Here is a 17500-nt window from a genome sequence, read left to right as displayed (position 1 = left end):
TAGTACGAGAGGACCGGGATGGACGCACCGCTGGTGTACCAGTTGTTCTGCCAAGGGCATAGCTGGGTAGCTATGTGCGGAAGGGATAAGTGCTGAAAGCATCTAAGCATGAAGCCCCCCTCAAGATGAGATTTCCCATAGCGTAAGCTAGTAAGATCCCTGAAAGATGATCAGGTTGATAGGTTCGAGGTGGAAGCATGGTGACATGTGGAGCTGACGAATACTAATAGATCGAGGACTTAACCATATAATATGAAGCAAATGTTATCTAGTTTTGAAGGAATATACCTTCATAAGTCTGGTAATGATGGCAGAGAGGTCACACCCGTTCCCATACCGAACACGGAAGTTAAGCTCTCTAGCGCCGATGGTAGTTGGGACTTTGTCCCTGTGAGAGTAGGACGTTGCCAGGCTTTATTATCATCGCGGGGTGGAGCAGTCTGGTAGCTCGTCGGGCTCATAACCCGAAGGTCGCAGGTTCAAATCCTGTCCCCGCAACCAAATGGTCCCGTGGTGTAGTGGTTAACATGCCTGCCTGTCACGCAGGAGATCGCCGGTTCGACCCCGGTCGGGACCGCCACTTATATAAATTAAAGAACGAAACAATATGTTTCGTATTTTTTTATTTACTTTAATTCAACTTATAAGACAGTCAATCTTATCCTTAGGACAACTCCTAAGGTCTTTTTTATATATTCGAAACTGAAACAAAAATAAAAAATCTGTATAATAAAGAGCAGGGAATACTAACAGTAAGGTAGGTGAAACCTTTGAATAAATATGAAATAACAACAATGTCCTCAGAAGAAACGCAGAATTTATCAGAAAGGCTTGGAAAATTAGTTCAGGCGCAGGATGTTTTAATTTTAGAAGGGGACTTAGGTGCAGGTAAGACAACATTTACAAAAGGTCTTGCAAAAGGTCTTGGTGTGAAACGTGTTGTGAATAGTCCAACGTTCAATATTATTAAAGAATATAAGGGACGATTACCTCTGTATCATATGGATGTATACCGCCTAGCGGAGAGCGAAGAAGATTTAGGGTTTGATGAATATTTTTATGGTGAAGGTGTAACAGTGGTGGAATGGGCACATTTAATAGAGGCTTTTTTACCATCTTCACTTTTAAAAATCAGTTTATTCCACACGGGGGATAGTACAAGAAAAATTGTATTAGAGCCAAGCGGAGAACGTTATATTAGATTATGTGAGGAGCTATTACAAAATGAAAGTACTAGCAATTGATACTTCTAACTATGTAATGGGAGTTTCTCTTATTGATGGAAATACGGTTGTTGGAGAAATCATTACAAACTTAACAAAAAATCATTCTGTGCGTCTGATGCCAGCAGTAGAGCAGCTTTTACAAGAATGTAGTGTGAAACCAAAGGAATTGAATAAAATCGTTGTAGCAGCTGGACCAGGCTCTTATACAGGTGTTCGTATTGGTGTAACAGTGGCCAAAACATTAGCTTGGTCATTGCAAATCCCGATTGTTGGTGTATCAAGTTTAGAAGTGCTGGCAGCAAACGGAATAAATTTCTCAGGGTATATTTGTCCGTTATTTGATGGCCGTCGTCAGCAAATTTATACAGGCCTATATACATATAGAGAACAAGAGTTACAATCTGTGAAAGAGGATCGTATTATTCTTATTGCTGATTGGCTACAAATGTTAAAAGAGATAGGACAACCTATTTTATTTATCGGAAATGATGTAGAACAGCATAAAGATACAATTGTAGAACACTTAGGGAATCAAGCGGTATTTGCCCCGCTGACAAAACATAATCCACGCCCAAGTGAGTTAGCTTTCTTAGGTTTACAGAAAGAAGAGCAATCTGTGCATACATTCGTTCCAAGTTATCTTCGTTTGGCAGAAGCAGAGGCAAAATGGCTAGAAAGTCAAAAGAAATAGGGGTCTCATGAATGAACATTACATTTAGAAGTATGAGGGAAGAGGATATTCCACAAATTGTTGTGATTGAAGAATCTTCATTTGCGACTCCTTGGACTGCCGAAGCATTTGAGCGAGAACTAAACATGAATGAGTATGCACACTACGTTGTAATGGAAACAGAGGAAGGAATTCTAGGTTATTGCGGACTTTGGATTGTTCTTGATGAATCACATATTACGAACATTGCGATATTACCACAATACCGTGGTCAAAGGCTTGGAGAAGCGTTATTACAAGAAGTAATAAACAAAGCGAGAGATCTTGGAGCAAAGACGATGACACTTGAAGTTCGTGTTTCAAATGAAGTTGCGAAAAAGTTATATCGAAGACATGGTTTTCAAAATGGCGGAATTCGCAAAAGATACTATACAGACAATTATGAAGATGGTCTTGTAATGTGGGTGAACTTATGATGAAAAAAGATACAATTATACTAGGTATTGAAACAAGTTGTGATGAAACTGCTGTGGCAGTTGTGAAAAATGGACGAGAAATTTTAGCGAACATTGTAGCTTCGCAGATTGAAAGCCATAAACGTTTTGGCGGGGTTGTTCCGGAAATTGCGTCTCGCCACCATGTGGAACAAATAACAGTTGTATTAGAAGAAGCGTTAAAAGAAGCACAAATTACATTTGAAGATATTGATGCAATTGCTGTTACAGAGGGTCCAGGACTTGTTGGGGCATTGTTAATTGGTGTGAATGCAGCAAAAGCAGTAGCTTTTGCACATGGTATCCCATTGGTTGGCGTGCATCATATTGCTGGACATATTTATGCGAATCGCTTAGTACAAGAACTGCAGTTTCCATTGTTGTCTCTCGTTGTATCTGGTGGACATACAGAGCTTGTTTATATGAAAGAGCATGGTTTATTTGAAGTAATTGGTGAAACAAGAGACGATGCTGCAGGAGAAGCATACGACAAGGTGGCACGTACGTTATCAATGCCATATCCAGGGGGGCCACACATTGATCGTCTTGCTCATGAAGGAGAGCCGACAATCGATCTACCTCGTGCATGGCTTGAACCAGATTCTTATGACTTTAGCTTTAGTGGTTTAAAATCCGCAGTTATTAACACTGTGCATAACGCAAAGCAGCGAGGAGAAGAACTTACTCCTGAAGATTTAGCTGCAAGTTTTCAGGCAAGTGTAATTGATGTGTTAGTAACAAAAACAGTACGAGCAGCAGAGGAGTATGGCGTGAAGCAAGTGCTTCTTGCTGGAGGGGTTGCGGCAAATAAAGGATTACGAGCTCGATTGGAAGCGGAGTTTGCAAATAAAAACGATGTGAAGCTTATTATTCCACCGTTATCTTTATGCACAGATAACGCTGCTATGATTGCTGCGGCTGGTACAATTGCATATGAGCAAGGAAAGAGGGCAACATTGGCATTAAATGCAAACCCTGGCTTGGATATTGAATCATAGTTATTCCGTGTTTAATGAGACAGTAAATGTTCTACTCTCGTTAAGGAAGATAACTTTAGTTACATGTTAGTGGGACTACAGATAGAAGTTTCACTTTATACACATAATTAACCACAACCTGTGGATAAAACCTATATTATCTGTTGATAATATAGGTTTTTTTGTGAGTATAAAGTGTGGATAAATATTATTGCGTTTGTGGATAATGTGGAAAACTTATGTATAGCTTGATAATATGAAAATGAATATGTGAATAATGTTGTGGATAAATAAAAAGGTTAGCGTAAATGCTAACCTTTTTATCCCGCTATTCGCGGGCAGTAAGATCTCCCATCTCAAGATGGAGAGAGAAGCATTGTCCAGCTCTAGCGGCTAGAATCTCCGGTCGTTTCGCCCCTTCGGACGAGGCGAAAAGCGCCTCTCTGTCGGGTGCTCCAACGTCCTGCGATTCTGGGCGAGCCGCTTCCGCTTTTCTACAGAAGATAGGTGGGGGATGAAAAAACCCCAATGATAGAAGTTTCACTTTATATTTGTAATTCTTCCCATTCTTCCATACATGCTTCTAATTGTTCTTGTAGTGTTTGTTTTTCTGCTGTAATATTACTTGCTTTTTCATAATCAGCATATACTTCAGGCAGACAAAGTTGTTCTTCTAGTGTAGCAATTTGCTCTTCCATTGCAGCAATGTTTTCTTCTAATTCTTCAATTCTACGCATACGTTGACGCTCTTGCTTTTTACGTTCTTTTTCTTCAATATAATTTAATTTTTCTTGTGCCACTTGTTTTTGTACAGGGTTATTTGTTTCTTGTTCTTCAAGTTCCGCCCGTTCTAACATTTCATTTTTCTTTTCTACATAATAATCGTAATCGCCTAGATACTCCACTGCCCCGTCTGTTGATAACTCAATAACTTTTGTGGTGATGCGATTAATGAAATAGCGGTCATGGGAAACAAATAAAATAGTTCCCGGAAAATCAATAAGAGCATTTTCTAATATTTCTTTGCTACTTAAATCTAAATGGTTTGTCGGTTCATCTAAAATAAGTACATTTGATTTTTGCATCATAAGTTTTGCAAGGGCTAAACGTGCCTTCTGTCCACCACTTAAAGAAGAGACTGGCTTTAAAACATCATCACCAGAAAATAAAAAGTTTCCAAGTACTGTGCGGATTTCTTTTTCTGGTTGCATCGGGTAATCATCCCAAAGCTCATCTAATACACGTTTCGATGATGTTAAGTTTGCTTGTTCTTGGTCATAATATCCAATAGAAACGTTAGAGCCGAATGAAATACTGCCGTTTAAAGGACGAAGTTTATCCACAAGAGATTTTAATAAGGTGGATTTTCCGATTCCATTTGGACCGACAAGGGCAACACTATCTCCTCTCGTTAATTGGAAATGAATGTGCTCAATGATTGGCTCGTTATTATAACCAATTGTGACATTTTTTACTTGTAGTACATCATTGCCGCTTTGCCTATCGATATCAAAATGGAAAGAAGCAGATTTTGCATCACCGAGTGGTTTTGTCATAAGCTCCATACGATCTAATTGTTTTTGGCGACTTTGTGCCCGTTTTGTTGTAGATGCACGGGCGATATTTTTTTGAATGAAGTCTTGTAACTTTGTGACTTCTTCTTGCTGTTTTTCGTAACGCTTCATCTCTTGTTCGTATAGTGCGGCTTTAAGTTCTAAATACTTACTGTAGTTCCCTGTGTATTTTCGACTTTGCTTATTAGAGATTTCATACACCTGTGTTACGAGTTTATCTAGAAAGTATCGATCGTGTGAAACGATTAAAATAGCACCAGGATAGCCTTGTAAATATTGTTCCAGCCACGTTAATGTATCGATATCTAAATGGTTGGTTGGCTCATCCAAAATAAGCAAATCTGGTTTTGTTAATAATAATTTGCCAAGAGCTAAACGAGTTTTTTGTCCACCGCTTAATGTGGAGATTGTTGTTCCGTGTGTCTCAGAAGGAAAGCCGAGTCCGCTTAAAACAGAGCGAATATCAGCTTCGTATTGGTAGCCGCCTTTATTTTTATAATCTAATTGCAGGCGATCATACTCTGCTAACAATCTTTCATGTACGGTGACATTTGTGAAATTTTCTTCTTTCCCCATTTCTTGTTCTAGCCTTCGGAGTTCTTTCTCCATGTGTTGTAAATCTAGAAATACCGTTAACATTTCATCCCAAATGGTTAATGACGTTTCAAGACCAGTGTGCTGTGCTAAGTAGCCGATAGATACATCTTTTGGTTTAATAATTTCTCCGCTGTCATGGGATAGTTCTCCTGCAATAATCTTTAATAATGTAGACTTTCCAGCGCCGTTACGGCCGACAAGTGCAATGCGATCACGCGTCTGTACCTCTAACTTAATGTTTGAAAGAATCACTTCAGCGGCGTACAACTTGGAAAGGTTATTCACTTGTAGTAAAATCAATGTTTTCACCTCAAATAATTTCTTAACTTTGCCATGATTATATTTCTCAATCATACTAAAAATAGTGTATAGTTGAACATAAATAGAGAAGTTCTCTCTCTATTATACAAGGAAAACTTTCAATGCTAAACTTCCGTACATGTTTCAATCACTTGAACAGATAGGAAGAGAGGAGGGGGTTGCATGGAGCAGCCTAAAATTCCGCAGGCGACTGCCAAAAGATTGCCTCTATACTATCGATTTATCCAAAACTTATCGTTATCTGGTAAGCAACGCGTATCATCTGCTGAATTAAGTGAAGCGGTGAAAGTAGATTCTGCGACAATTCGAAGAGATTTTTCATACTTTGGGGCATTAGGGAAAAAGGGATACGGCTATAACGTAAATTATTTATTGTCGTTTTTCCGTGAAACACTTGACCAAGATGATGTAACGCGTGTAGCCCTAATAGGGGTAGGTAATTTAGGGACAGCTTTCTTACATTACAATTTTACGAAAAATAATAACACAAAAATTGAGATGGCATTTGACGTTGATGAAGAGAAAGTTGGAAAAGAAATCGGAGGAATTCCAGTATATCACCTGGATGAATTAGAAGAAAAACTATCAGATGATATAAAAGTGGCAATATTAACAGTACCTGCTTCTGTTGCACAAGCTGTAGCAGATCGCTTATCGCACACGAGTATACAAGGAGTTTTAAACTTTACACCTGCTAGGTTAAATATAGTAGAACACATTCGAATTCATCATATCGATTTAGCGGTAGAATTACAAACGCTTGTATACTTTTTGAAAAATTATCCACAATAAAAACGCAGGAATTCCCTGCGTTTTTATTATTTCTTCATACTGCCTTTTTTCGGTTTAGAAAAAATTAGGCGAAGTGCCAAACTAAAATCAACCGTTGCCATTACGGAAAGTAATAGTGTATAAAAGTTCCAAACTGTATCCTCAACACTTGTAATTGCTAAGTATGTAAAAATACACCCGAGAAGAAAATACAAAGTTGCCATAACAAATGGTGAATTTCGCATGTTTAAAATCCTCCGATAAATCCTTGCAATTTTTCAGCTTTTTCTAGATAGGGATGTAGTACAAATGTAATTAACATAACATTTGTATTCATCATAACATGAGCCATAATAGGTACAATAATCCGTTTCGTTTTTACGTATAAAAATGAAAAAACAAGCCCCATGGAAATATACACTAATAAATGTGTAGGGTCAAAATGAATTAAAGCAAATATAAGTGAACTCACAATTGCTGCGATAAAGAAATTATACCGTTTATATAGTGTTCCAAATAGAATCTTTCTAAATACAATTTCTTCAAGAATAGGAGCAAATATAGACGAAACAATTATAAATAATGGAGCAGCTTTTATAATATCGATAATGTTTTGTGTATTTTCAGATTCAGCTTTAACTTTAAAAATTTGTGTTTCGATAGTACCGGCAATTACTTGGGCGAATAGAGCAAGAAAAACTCCTAAAATAATCCATCCTATTGTAGCAGGAATGTTTGTCTTTTCCCGCTCCCATTTTTCTGATTGTGTATCGTTGCGTAATAACAGAAGGATAATAATAAGAGCGACAAAGAAGCTAATTAGTCCCCAATGTGCAGTTGCTAATTGAACCTTTTCTTCAAAAGTTCTGTTTCCATTGTTGTATATCCCGCTTTTTAAAAGGACCAATCCTCCAATTACACCTGATAATTGCATTAAAATATATGTAACAACAACCCACCAGTATTGTCTCTTCAATTTTGTAACTCCTTTTTAAATTTTTTGTAATGAAAAAGGAAAATGCTCTACCCATAGAGAAAACAACTTATGGCATCTTCTTATTGTAACATAGGAGAAGAGGGAAAAACGATGGAATATAAAATTGAATCTTCTATCAGTGCCGATCTTTTGAGAGCCGAGGATTTTGGTATTACATTATTACGCTACCCACCCGGTAAAGCGTATGAAGAGGATGTGAAATAGTTTTCCGAAAAATTACGATTTTTTCACTTGCAAAAGAAAATAAGATTCTTTATTATAATAAGTGTGTTAGCACTCGAAGTGTTTGAGTGCTAATAAACATAAAATTTACATAGTAAATTGAGGAGGTTATTGTTCATGCTAAAGCCATTAGGTGATCGCGTTGTAATTGAACTTGTTCAAGCAGAAGAAAAAACAGCAAGTGGTATTGTATTACCAGACACTGCAAAAGAAAAACCACAAGAAGGTAAAGTAGTGGCAGTTGGTACTGGTCGTGTGCTTGAAAATGGTGAGCGTGTTGCTTTAGAGTTAGCTGTAGGCGATCGTATTATCTTCTCAAAATATGCAGGTACTGAAGTGAAATACGAAGGTGCAGAATACTTGATTTTACGTGAAAGCGACATTTTAGCAGTTATCGGTTAATTATATAAATCTTTAAAAATTCAAGGGGGTCAAATATTATGGCAAAAGATATTAAATTTAGTGAAGAAGCACGTCGTTCGATGCTTCGCGGTGTCGACACTCTTGCAAACGCAGTAAAAGTAACGCTTGGACCAAAAGGTCGCAATGTTGTACTTGAGAAAAAATTCGGTTCTCCGCTTATTACAAATGACGGTGTAACAATTGCAAAAGAAATCGAATTAGAAGATGCATTTGAAAATATGGGTGCAAAATTAGTAGCAGAAGTTGCTAGCAAAACAAATGATGTAGCTGGTGACGGTACGACAACTGCAACTGTATTAGCACAAGCTATGATTCGTGAAGGTTTAAAAAACGTAACAGCTGGTGCAAACCCAATGGGTCTTCGTAAAGGTATCGAAAAAGCTGTTGTTGCAGCAGTAGAAGAATTAAAAACAATCTCTAAACCAATTGAAGGTAAATCTTCTATCGCACAAGTAGCTGCTATTTCTGCTGCTGACGAAGAAGTAGGACAATTAATTGCAGAAGCAATGGAGCGCGTTGGTAACGACGGCGTTATTACATTAGAAGAATCTAAAGGTTTCACAACAGAATTAGATGTAGTAGAAGGTATGCAGTTTGATCGTGGATATGCTTCTCCTTACATGATTACTGATTCTGATAAAATGGAAGCAGTTCTTGATAACCCATTTATCTTAATTACTGATAAAAAGGTTTCTAGCATTCAAGAAATCTTACCAGTATTAGAGCAAGTGGTACAACAAGGTAAACCACTTCTTATCATCTCTGAAGACGTAGAAGGCGAAGCGTTAGCTACATTAGTAGTAAATAAACTTCGTGGTACGTTCAACGTAGTAGCTGTTAAAGCTCCTGGCTTCGGTGATCGTCGTAAAGCTATGTTAGAAGATATTGCGATCTTAACTGGCGGTGAAGTGATTACAGAAGAATTAGGCCGCGACTTAAAATCTGCAACTATCGCATCTTTAGGACGCGCTAGCAAAGTTGTTGTAACGAAAGAAAATACAACAATTGTTGAAGGTGTAGGAAATACAGAACAAATCGAAGCTCGCATCGGTCAAATCCGTGCGCAGTTAGAAGAAACAACTTCTGAATTCGATCGTGAAAAATTACAAGAGCGTCTTGCTAAATTAGCAGGCGGCGTAGCTGTAATTAAAGTAGGTGCAGCAACTGAAACTGAATTAAAAGAGCGCAAACTTCGCATTGAAGATGCACTTAACTCAACTCGTGCAGCAGTAGAAGAAGGTATTGTTGCAGGTGGTGGTACTGCACTTATGAACGTATATGCTAAAGTAGCTGGTCTTGCAGCTGAAGGTGACGAAGCGACAGGTATTAACATCGTACTTCGCGCATTAGAAGAGCCAGTTCGTCAAATCGCAATCAACGCTGGTTTAGAAGGTTCTGTTGTTGTAGAACGCTTAAAAGGCGAAAAGGTAGGCGTTGGTTTCAACGCAGCAACAGGCGAGTGGGTAAACATGCTTGAGTCTGGTATCGTAGATCCAACGAAAGTAACTCGTTCAGCTCTTCAAAACGCAGCATCTGTTGCAGCAATGTTCTTAACAACTGAAGCTGTAGTTGCTGACAAACCAGAACCAGCTGGTGCTGCTGGAATGCCTGACATGGGCGGCATGGGCATGGGCGGTATGGGCGGCATGATGTAATTAGGGTCTGAAACCCCAATTATATCAACGTTTTAGGATGGCCTGGTGCATCCATCAAATATGACAAAGACATAACAAAAGAAAAATTCACAGTTAGAGAAGGTCTTCCATTAGTTTATCAAACTTTTGGGAGGCCTTTTCTTCTATGTTGACAGTCATATGAGCATAGATATTCATTGTGGTATTTATGCCAGTATGTCTTAGTCGTTGCTGTATTTCTTTAATCTCTACTTCAGCTTGAAGTAATAAAGGATATTTTTTAGTGGACGAGGCAAACAAAGTATTAGAAAGGTATGCCTAACGTTATACAAACATGGAAAGAAGTACAAACTTAGCAATAGAGAGTGCTATGAAGCGATATGTATAGAATAAATGAAACCCCAAGGCATAATAACCTTGGGTATTTTGGTGAATTAATTAAAATATTACCAAATGAAGCATACTAAATATGAATCTTATTTATTTTGTATCAGCTAAATATTTAGCATAAAGAATCGTATTTTTAACGACATCTAATTCAATATTATATATATTAGGGGGACCTGGCCTCCAATTTACCTCAAACAACCATAGTTTTTGGTTTTCATCGATCCCGACATCAATTCCTAATTCATCCAACGATTCATTATCATATAAAGAATCAAAATGGTTAGAAAAGCTTAGCGCAAATTGTTCAAGATATCTTTGAGTATCGTACCAGGAGTCATCAAACTCTGTTTTTAAGAAAATATCTAGATAAGTACTATAACCACCACTACCCATATTTGATGTAATGGTCCCCAGGCGTCCAATCCTTGGATAAATAGAAGTAATAACCCATTTTCCTTCCCCATTTTTTTGTACATGAAGACGGAAATCAAAAACAAGACCAGATTTTGTTTGACTTGAAATAAACTGTTGAATTAAGTAATCTGATTCTTGTATTTTATTAGATATCAAGTTTAACAATTGTTTTTCTTTAAGAGTTGATGATATGCCTGCCTCATTAATTTTATAATAATTTTTTCTATATTTTTCAATAAGAACAACGCCCCCACCTTGATGTCCAGACCTTGGTTTAATAATAACTTTTTCATAACGTTTGATCATGTCAAAAAAAATCTGAACATCAGTTAATATTTTAAAAGGAATAAGGTATTGTTCAAATTCCTTTGCCTGTTTAATTCTGTTATATACGGTTAATTTGTCTCCGATTGAATGGCTTGTAAACGGAATCCTTTCGGCTAAATAATCAAAGACTTGCTCCGCTTTATCACTTATAGGATAACTTGCATTATAAATGGCATCTGGAAAGGGAAATTCCTTTTCAATCCATTTACCGTTTTCATAGACCTTTCCTAAAATTTTTTGCTTTTCTAAATTTACATTTCCCGGGGTAAAGTAAAAAAAGTTTACACCTTCAGTTTTTGCTACAGCGGCATAAGCATATGCCTTTTTTACGTTATTTGGATCTGACCGATGATGAAGCATGCCTATTAGCGTCATGATATTTCTATTCCACCTCTCTTTAAATTCCTCTTCCAAATGAAAAGACTAGAAATTTTTAAAAATCATTTTACAATCTGTAAGTGTTTAAGATAGAGCTTGCTAGTTCTCTATTTTCATCAAAAAGGCGCATTAAAGACAGAAAAGTATAAGAACGGTTTTTAAATGGTTCAATACAGAAAAAACTGGTTTTAAAAGTTCTAAATGAATCAGGAAGACAATGATCGATATCCCCTTATAAGGAAAATGATTTTGCTACAAGGAAGAATACAAGAGGATATGAATACCGTTTTTATATCGTTAGGTAGAGGGAGGTTTGCTGGAACTCCTTTTGCTTTTCTGCTCTATTTTTCTTTTCCAAAATCGATTCTAGAATTGAATAAACACTCATGTTCGAGTTGCGAATGTTTCTCTTAATTCTTCTAATTTGTAATAAAAATATCCATTTATATATAAATTCATGATTTGTCACTCTAACATTTCAAATTGGTTGGTTCAAGATAGAAACGTATCTCACTAGCTGCTTCCCTAGCAATTCTTTTTGCTTCTTCTTTATCATCTGAGGATGCAAGAATGTATCCGCAACGATCTCCCATTGATATAGGCGGACGCAAAATTTGTCCTTGTCGGGGTTTTATATACACCTCTTCTACACCGGGATATTGAGAGCTGCGATTTTTTCCCGTTACCTTAATTAATTTTCCTTCAGAATCAACTGTTAAATAATGTGCATATACATGCTTACTGTGTTTTTTAGTCAGGCAAGGCTCATTTCCTAACATTAAATGAATGGTTTCCTCTACTAAATTAATCCCATATCCGATTTCAATGATTCGATTCATCGCACCACCTGAGATTCTTGGGTTGATTTCAACTAATTTCCATGATCCTTGTACTAAGCGCATTTCAAGGTGACAGGCACCATTGTTCATTTGAAAAGCCTTTAAGATGGAACTTATTGTCTCATGGATTTTATCATATAGGCTTTGATCGATATCTGTTAGCAAATCATATCCGGTTACAATAAAGCGTTGAAAAAACGTAATCTCTTGCTCAATTATTGCGATAATATGAACTTTCCCATTGTGTACTAAAGCCTCAACCAAATATTGGGGTCCTGTTAGATACTCCTCTATCAAAATATGGTCATTTTTTGTTAGTAATTTTTGTATTGCTAGCTTTAATTGGTTCTCGTCATTTGCCAAAATAACATCTTTTGATCCTGCAGATACTGGGGATTTTACAATAAGAGGTAAATATTTCTTTTGTTTATCAATAAACTTCTTTAAGGAATCATTAGGGTTATAAATGGCGAAATAGGGGGACATTGGAAGGCCTTTGAGAAGCTCACGAGTTAAAACTTTATTTTCCATTTTTAAAATTGGATCACTAGAGACTACACTTGGACAAAATTCTTCTGATAAGGATGCTGCTACATGAACGTAAGGATGTACAAAACTAAAAATACCTTTTATTTGTTTACCTTGTTTTTGTAGCTTGATGATGTTTTCTTTTAAGTCCTTGTAATTGGATAATCTCACTAAAATCATTTGATGGACATCGGGGAATTCTGTTCTTTGATGAATGAATTTTGGTTTATTGGTTAATAACACTGTAAAAAAACCGAGTCGTTCTGCTGCTTTGATTGCTTCCCTACACGATCCAGATTTATTAGTTTCAATAAAAACAATGGTTTTCATGTGCTTACGTCATCCTCCTTTGATGTTTTTATCAGGTATTTTATTTCTACACTTATATAATATAAATACTTGTCAAGGCTTGTTCTCAACTCTTTATCTAATTTACAAAATTGGCAGTAAACAAGAAGCCATTGAGTTGTTAGAAAAATGTTGGGTTCCCAAAAGTGAATATAAACAACGACCGTTTTATAAACGATTGCAAAAGAAATTAAATAACTTGAGTCCATATAAATATAGGAAAGGTGCTTTTTATTGCTGTTTACTTTGACATGGGCCACATCAAACCGGAAGGGATTTTTATTAAAGAATTTTGTTGTTTTGTGTACATGTTATTTGTATTTTATTTAAAGTTATTTAGACAGAAACTTTAAAAACGTTGATTTGAAGACATTTTTAAAGTTTTATTTTCCTTTGTTATATATTCAAATGAGTGGGAGTGATGATGTAATTTCATGCGCCTTGAAACATCCACCTCTATCTAGAGATGGATGTTTTTGTTTTTCTAGCAATATGAGGGGTTAATGAAATTATGGTGCGAGCTAAGGAAAAAATGATTGAGAGAAGATTTATTGTATGAGGAAAATAATTTCTGTAGAATTTTGTCGCTTTCTCTCTTGACCGTATTCATACTTCATTGTTAGAATCTAGGAAGATAATATAAAGTATTCCTTCATATATCCTCAATAATATGGATTGAGAGTCTCTACCGGGTTACCGTAAACAACCTGACTATGAAGGCAGTGTGTCTATGTTTATAAGGAGAAAGTTCCTTTATAAAGCTAGGCTCCTGCCTTTTCTTTGTTATGAGACTGAGGGCAGGGGACTGGCTTTTTTTATTATATTGGTAATTGTTTTTACCAAATTGGTGAAAATGTTTATATACAGAACTATGGGGTGATTATTTTGAAGAAACAGCACGATACGATTATCGTTTTAGATTTTGGAAGTCAGTACAACCAGTTAATTGCGCGTCGCATTCGTGAATTTGGCGTGTATAGTGAACTTCATCCGCATACGATTACAGCAGAAGAAATTAAAGCGATGAATCCAAAAGGAATTATTTTCTCTGGTGGACCGAACAGTGTATATGGCGAAAATGCATTCCACTGTGACGAAAAAATCTTTGACTTAGGCTTACCGATCTTTGGTATTTGCTACGGCATGCAATTAATGACAAAGCACTTTGGTGGAAAAGTAGAACGTGCAAACCATCGTGAGTACGGAAAAGCAGTATTAAAAGTAGAGAACCAATCGAAATTATATACAAACCTTCCAGAAGAACAAGTTGTTTGGATGAGCCATGGGGACTTAGTAACGGGCTTACCAGAAGGGTTCGTAGTAGATGCAACAAGTGAATCTTGCCCAATTGCTGGTATGAGCAATGAAGCACAAAACTTATACGGCGTACAATTCCATCCAGAGGTACGTCACTCTGAGCACGGTAATGATTTAATTAAGAACTTTGTATTCGGTGTTTGTGGTTGTACTGAAGGCTGGAACATGGAGAACTTCATTGAAGTAGAATTAGAAAAGATTCGTGAAACAGTTGGCGACAAAAAAGTATTATGCGCACTTAGCGGCGGTGTAGACTCTTCTGTTGTAGCGGTATTAATTCATAAAGCAATCGGTGATCAATTAACATGTATTTTCGTTGACCACGGCTTACTTCGTAAAGGAGAAGCTGAAGGGGTTATGAAAACATTTAGCGAAGGCTTCCACATGAACGTTATTAAAGTGGATGCACAAGAACGCTTCATGAGCAAATTAGCAGGTGTTGAAGATCCAGAACAAAAACGCAAAATCATCGGTAACGAATTTATTTATGTATTTGATGATGAAGCATCTAAATTAGAAGGAATGGACTTCTTAGCACAAGGTACACTGTACACAGATATTATTGAAAGTGGTACAGCAACTGCACAAACAATTAAGTCTCACCATAACGTTGGTGGACTTCCAGAAGATATGCAGTTTAAATTAATCGAGCCTTTAAATACGTTATTTAAAGACGAAGTACGTGAATTAGGATCAGAACTAGGGATTCCGGATGAAATCGTATGGCGTCAACCATTCCCAGGTCCAGGACTTGGTATTCGTGTATTAGGTGAAATTACAGAAGAAAAACTAGAAATCGTTCGTGAATCTGATGCGATTTTACGCGAAGAAATCAAAAAAGCTGGTTTAGACCGTGAAGTTTGGCAATATTTCACTGCACTTCCTGGCATGCGCAGCGTAGGTGTTATGGGTGACGAGCGTACGTATGATTACACAGTAGGTATTCGTGCTGTAACATCTATCGATGGTATGACAGCAGACTGGGCACGTATTCCTTGGGATGTGTTAGAGAAGATCTCTGTACGTATCGTAAACGAAGTGAAACACGTGAACCGTATTGTGTATGATATTACTTCTAAGCCACCAGCAACAATCGAGTGGGAATAAAGTGAATTTCATGATATAGAAGACGATCCATCTATACTTTTATGTGTAGATGGATCGTCTTTTTTTGTTTTTATACGAACGAAATTTGATTTTAAGTAAAAAACGTTCGTTTTTAGATTGACACTTGGATGTATATGAGTTAATATGAGTATGTAATTAATAATAAAAGTGAATATTACAGCCGTCGTATAATATCGGGAATATGGCCCGAAAGTTTCTACCTAGCTACCGTAAATGGCTTGACTACGAGGCGTTTTAATATAAAGATAAGGGATAATTATCTTTGTTTACAGACGCTTCCATGTATATGCAATGGAAGCCTTTTTTATTTTTATAGATAAAAGAGGGGCTAGGAAGGGTTACGACGAGCAATTATATAACGGGGGAAACATAGAATGAAACGTTACTTTCAGTTCGATGAACTCGGCACAAATTATAAAACAGAGTTCATTGCAGGATTAACAACATTTTTATCTATGGCGTATGTGTTATTTGTCAATCCGGCTACATTGTCGCTAGGGCATATTAAAGGACTACCGGCAGGAACAGGAATGGACGCAGGTGCGGTGTTTGTTGCAACTGCATTAGCAGCAGCAATTGGATCACTCATTATGGGGATTTTTGCAAAATATCCAATCGCATTAGCACCGGGAATGGGAATTAATGCTTTCTTTGCTTACACAGTTCTATTGACAATGCAGATTCCGTGGCAAACAGCGATTGCTGGAACATTAGTATCAGGTATTCTTTTTATCATTCTTACAGCTTCCGGTATTCGTGAGAAGATTATTAACGCAATTCCAACAGAGTTGAAATTTGCGGTAGCTGCAGGGATTGGATTATTTATCGCGTTTATTGGCTTTCAAAATGCCGGAATTATTGTAAAAAATGATGCTGTACTTGTTGGTTTAGGAGACTTAACAAAAGGAACAACATTGCTTACGATTTTCGGTGTAGTTATAACTGTTATTTTAATGACAAGAAAAGTGAATGGAGCAGTATTTTATGGGATGGTTCTTACAGCAATTGCTGGTGTAGTGACAGGATTGATAGATACACCAAAAGCAGTTATTGGTGCTGTGCCAAGTTTAGAGCCGACATTCGGAGTTGCTCTTCAACATATTGGTGATATTTTCACTCCTAAAATGTTTGCTGTTATTTTAACTTTCTTCTTTATTGATTTCTTTGATACAGCAGGAACGCTTGTTGCAGTTGCAAATCAAGCAGGATTAATGAAAGATAATAAATTACCTCGTGCAGGAAGAGCGTTATTCTCTGATGCGATTGCGACTGTAATCGGGGCAATACTTGGTACATCTACAACGACGTCTTATATTGAATCCTCTGCAGGGGTAGCAGCTGGAGGACGTTCCGGATTTACGGCAGTTGTAACAGCGGGATTTTTCTTATTAGCACTTTTCTTTTCACCATTATTAAGTGTAGTAACACCAGCTGTAACAGCACCGGCTTTAATCATTGTAGGAATTTTGATGGTATCATCATTAGGGGAAATCGATTGGAAGAAGTTCGAAACTGCAGTACCGGCATTCTTTACAATTATTTCAATGCCACTCACATACAGTATCGCGACAGGAATTGCGATTGGTTTTATCTTCTATCCAATTACAATGGTTGTAAGCGGTCGTCGTAAAGAGATTCATCCAATTATGTATGTAATGGGAGTTTTATTCGTACTTTATTTTGTCTACGTTCGTAAATAAAAGGGGTTTTTTGAAAGGACTAGGTGTGGGGATGCCTAGTCCTTTTTTGCATCTTTAGAAGTTTTTATAATAAACGTATAGAGAAAGAGAAAAATGAGTTGTATGAGTTCCGGGCACTGCTTACGTTTATTAGGGGGCATTTACTGCGTGATTATTCAATTGATAGTTTCTTTAACAATTATATAAGAAAAACAAATCAAAACTTTCATCAGTAGTAGAGAGAGC

The 17500-nt window shown here is 36.9% G+C and carries 14 protein-coding genes, 2 tRNA genes, 2 rRNA genes, 1 pseudogene and 2 riboswitches (1 of these 21 only partly in view); of the genes and pseudogenes, 13 read left to right on the top strand and 6 right to left on the bottom strand.

Annotated elements, in window-relative coordinates; genetic code table 11:
* From AB1279_RS22820 to tsaD, 8 genes are all read left to right on the top strand, one after another.
* Positions 1–247: ribosomal RNA gene (locus AB1279_RS22820) — 23S ribosomal RNA — on the top strand (it extends 2675 nt beyond the left edge of the window).
* A 50-nt stretch (positions 248–297) separates the two neighbouring features.
* A 5S ribosomal RNA gene (rrf, locus tag AB1279_RS22815) occupies positions 298–413 on the top strand.
* Between the two features lie 11 nt (positions 414–424).
* Positions 425–501, top strand: a tRNA-Met gene (locus AB1279_RS22810).
* Positions 502–504: 3 nt separating this feature from the next.
* A tRNA-Asp gene (locus AB1279_RS22805) sits at positions 505–580 on the top strand.
* A gap of 190 nt (positions 581–770) precedes the next feature.
* On the top strand, positions 771–1244 hold the full coding sequence (gene tsaE, locus AB1279_RS22800; protein WP_429752747.1) for a tRNA (adenosine(37)-N6)-threonylcarbamoyltransferase complex ATPase subunit type 1 TsaE: 474 nt from the start codon (positions 771–773) through the stop codon (positions 1242–1244).
* On the top strand, positions 1225–1917 hold the full coding sequence (gene tsaB, locus AB1279_RS22795; RefSeq protein ID WP_429761112.1) for a tRNA (adenosine(37)-N6)-threonylcarbamoyltransferase complex dimerization subunit type 1 TsaB: 693 nt from the start codon (positions 1225–1227) through the stop codon (positions 1915–1917). Before tsaE ends, tsaB begins: the two co-directional genes overlap by 20 nt.
* Positions 1918–1928: 11 nt before the next feature.
* Positions 1929–2372, top strand: a complete 444-nt coding sequence (rimI, locus tag AB1279_RS22790) for a ribosomal protein S18-alanine N-acetyltransferase (RefSeq protein WP_429761110.1) — start codon at positions 1929–1931, stop codon at positions 2370–2372.
* The gene (gene tsaD, locus AB1279_RS22785) at positions 2372–3388 is read left to right on the top strand and encodes a tRNA (adenosine(37)-N6)-threonylcarbamoyltransferase complex transferase subunit TsaD (protein WP_429761547.1); all 1017 of its coding nucleotides are present in this window, start codon (positions 2372–2374) and stop codon (positions 3386–3388) included. Before rimI ends, tsaD begins: the two co-directional genes overlap by 1 nt.
* A gap of 524 nt (positions 3389–3912) precedes the next feature.
* Here tsaD and AB1279_RS22780 read toward each other — a convergent pair.
* Positions 3913–5838 carry an ATP-binding cassette domain-containing protein gene (locus AB1279_RS22780; protein ID WP_429761109.1) on the bottom strand — a complete coding sequence of 642 codons (1926 nt, stop codon included), beginning with the start codon at positions 5836–5838 and terminating at the stop codon, positions 3913–3915.
* Between the two features lie 183 nt (positions 5839–6021).
* On the opposite strand from AB1279_RS22780, the gene AB1279_RS22775 reads away from it, so the two are divergent.
* A complete protein-coding gene (locus AB1279_RS22775; RefSeq protein WP_154712707.1) occupies positions 6022–6651 on the top strand; it encodes a redox-sensing transcriptional repressor Rex in 630 nt (209 codons plus the stop codon).
* Between the two features lie 26 nt (positions 6652–6677).
* Here AB1279_RS22775 and AB1279_RS22770 read toward each other — a convergent pair whose 3' ends face one another.
* The gene (locus tag AB1279_RS22770) at positions 6678–6875 is read right to left on the bottom strand and encodes a YdiK family protein (protein WP_429752742.1); all 198 of its coding nucleotides are present in this window, start codon (positions 6873–6875) and stop codon (positions 6678–6680) included.
* Positions 6876–6877: 2 nt separating this feature from the next.
* Positions 6878–7606, bottom strand: a complete 729-nt coding sequence (locus AB1279_RS22765; protein WP_429752741.1) for a CPBP family intramembrane glutamic endopeptidase — start codon at positions 7604–7606, stop codon at positions 6878–6880.
* A gap of 360 nt (positions 7607–7966) precedes the next feature.
* On the opposite strand from AB1279_RS22765, the gene groES reads away from it, so the two are divergent.
* Positions 7967–8251 carry a co-chaperone GroES gene (groES, locus tag AB1279_RS22760; RefSeq protein ID WP_429752740.1) on the top strand — a complete coding sequence of 95 codons (285 nt, stop codon included), beginning with the start codon at positions 7967–7969 and terminating at the stop codon, positions 8249–8251.
* A gap of 38 nt (positions 8252–8289) precedes the next feature.
* Positions 8290–9927 carry a chaperonin GroEL gene (gene groL / locus AB1279_RS22755; RefSeq protein ID WP_429752739.1) on the top strand — a complete coding sequence of 546 codons (1638 nt, stop codon included), beginning with the start codon at positions 8290–8292 and terminating at the stop codon, positions 9925–9927.
* A gap of 93 nt (positions 9928–10020) precedes the next feature.
* Here groL and AB1279_RS22750 read toward each other — a convergent pair.
* From AB1279_RS22750 to AB1279_RS22740, 3 genes and pseudogenes are all read right to left on the bottom strand, one after another.
* Positions 10021–10176, bottom strand: a pseudogene (locus AB1279_RS22750) (site-specific integrase); the annotation flags it as partial.
* A gap of 210 nt (positions 10177–10386) precedes the next feature.
* Entirely contained in the window at positions 10387–11412 is a 1026-nt protein-coding gene (locus AB1279_RS22745; protein ID WP_429761107.1) for a YheC/YheD family protein, read from the bottom strand.
* 473 nt (positions 11413–11885) lie between these two features.
* A complete protein-coding gene (locus AB1279_RS22740; RefSeq protein WP_429761105.1) occupies positions 11886–13112 on the bottom strand; it encodes an ATP-grasp domain-containing protein in 1227 nt (408 codons plus the stop codon).
* A gap of 650 nt (positions 13113–13762) precedes the next feature.
* Positions 13763–13864: riboswitch (purine riboswitch) on the top strand.
* 151 nt (positions 13865–14015) lie between these two features.
* Here AB1279_RS22740 and guaA point away from each other — a divergent pair.
* On the top strand, positions 14016–15554 hold the full coding sequence (gene guaA, locus AB1279_RS22735) for a glutamine-hydrolyzing GMP synthase (RefSeq protein ID WP_429761104.1): 1539 nt from the start codon (positions 14016–14018) through the stop codon (positions 15552–15554).
* A gap of 163 nt (positions 15555–15717) precedes the next feature.
* Positions 15718–15820, top strand: a riboswitch (purine riboswitch).
* A gap of 129 nt (positions 15821–15949) precedes the next feature.
* A complete protein-coding gene (locus AB1279_RS22730; RefSeq protein ID WP_429752727.1) occupies positions 15950–17275 on the top strand; it encodes an NCS2 family permease in 1326 nt (441 codons plus the stop codon).
* Positions 17276–17500 lie beyond the last annotated feature (225 nt).

Origin of the sequence: Bacillus sp. S14(2024) (genome assembly GCF_050473785.1) — a bacterium.
GTDB lineage: Bacteria > Bacillota > Bacilli > Bacillales > Bacillaceae_G > Bacillus_A > Bacillus_A yunxiaonensis.
Note: the sequence above shows the minus strand (reverse complement) of the source record. Positions and strands in the feature narration are given on the sequence as shown.

What these genes read in the sequence shown, in the direction of transcription:
- tsaB (WP_429761112.1), top strand. Translation starts at nt 1,225, where the DNA reads ATGAAAGTACTAGCAATTGATACTTCTAACTATGTAATGGGAGTTTCT.
- rimI (WP_429761110.1), top strand. Translation starts at nt 1,929, where the DNA reads ATGAACATTACATTTAGAAGTATGAGGGAAGAGGATATTCCACAAATT.
- tsaD (WP_429761547.1), top strand. Translation starts at nt 2,372, where the DNA reads ATGAAAAAAGATACAATTATACTAGGTATTGAAACAAGTTGTGATGAA.
- AB1279_RS22775 (WP_154712707.1), top strand. Translation starts at nt 6,022, where the DNA reads ATGGAGCAGCCTAAAATTCCGCAGGCGACTGCCAAAAGATTGCCTCTA.
- AB1279_RS22770 (WP_429752742.1), bottom strand. Translation starts at nt 6,875, where the DNA reads ATGCGAAATTCACCATTTGTTATGGCAACTTTGTATTTTCTTCTCGGG.
- groES (WP_429752740.1), top strand. Translation starts at nt 7,967, where the DNA reads ATGCTAAAGCCATTAGGTGATCGCGTTGTAATTGAACTTGTTCAAGCA.
- groL (WP_429752739.1), top strand. Translation starts at nt 8,290, where the DNA reads ATGGCAAAAGATATTAAATTTAGTGAAGAAGCACGTCGTTCGATGCTT.
- AB1279_RS22745 (WP_429761107.1), bottom strand. Translation starts at nt 11,412, where the DNA reads ATGACGCTAATAGGCATGCTTCATCATCGGTCAGATCCAAATAACGTA.
- AB1279_RS22740 (WP_429761105.1), bottom strand. Translation starts at nt 13,112, where the DNA reads ATGAAAACCATTGTTTTTATTGAAACTAATAAATCTGGATCGTGTAGG.
- AB1279_RS22730 (WP_429752727.1), top strand. Translation starts at nt 15,950, where the DNA reads ATGAAACGTTACTTTCAGTTCGATGAACTCGGCACAAATTATAAAACA.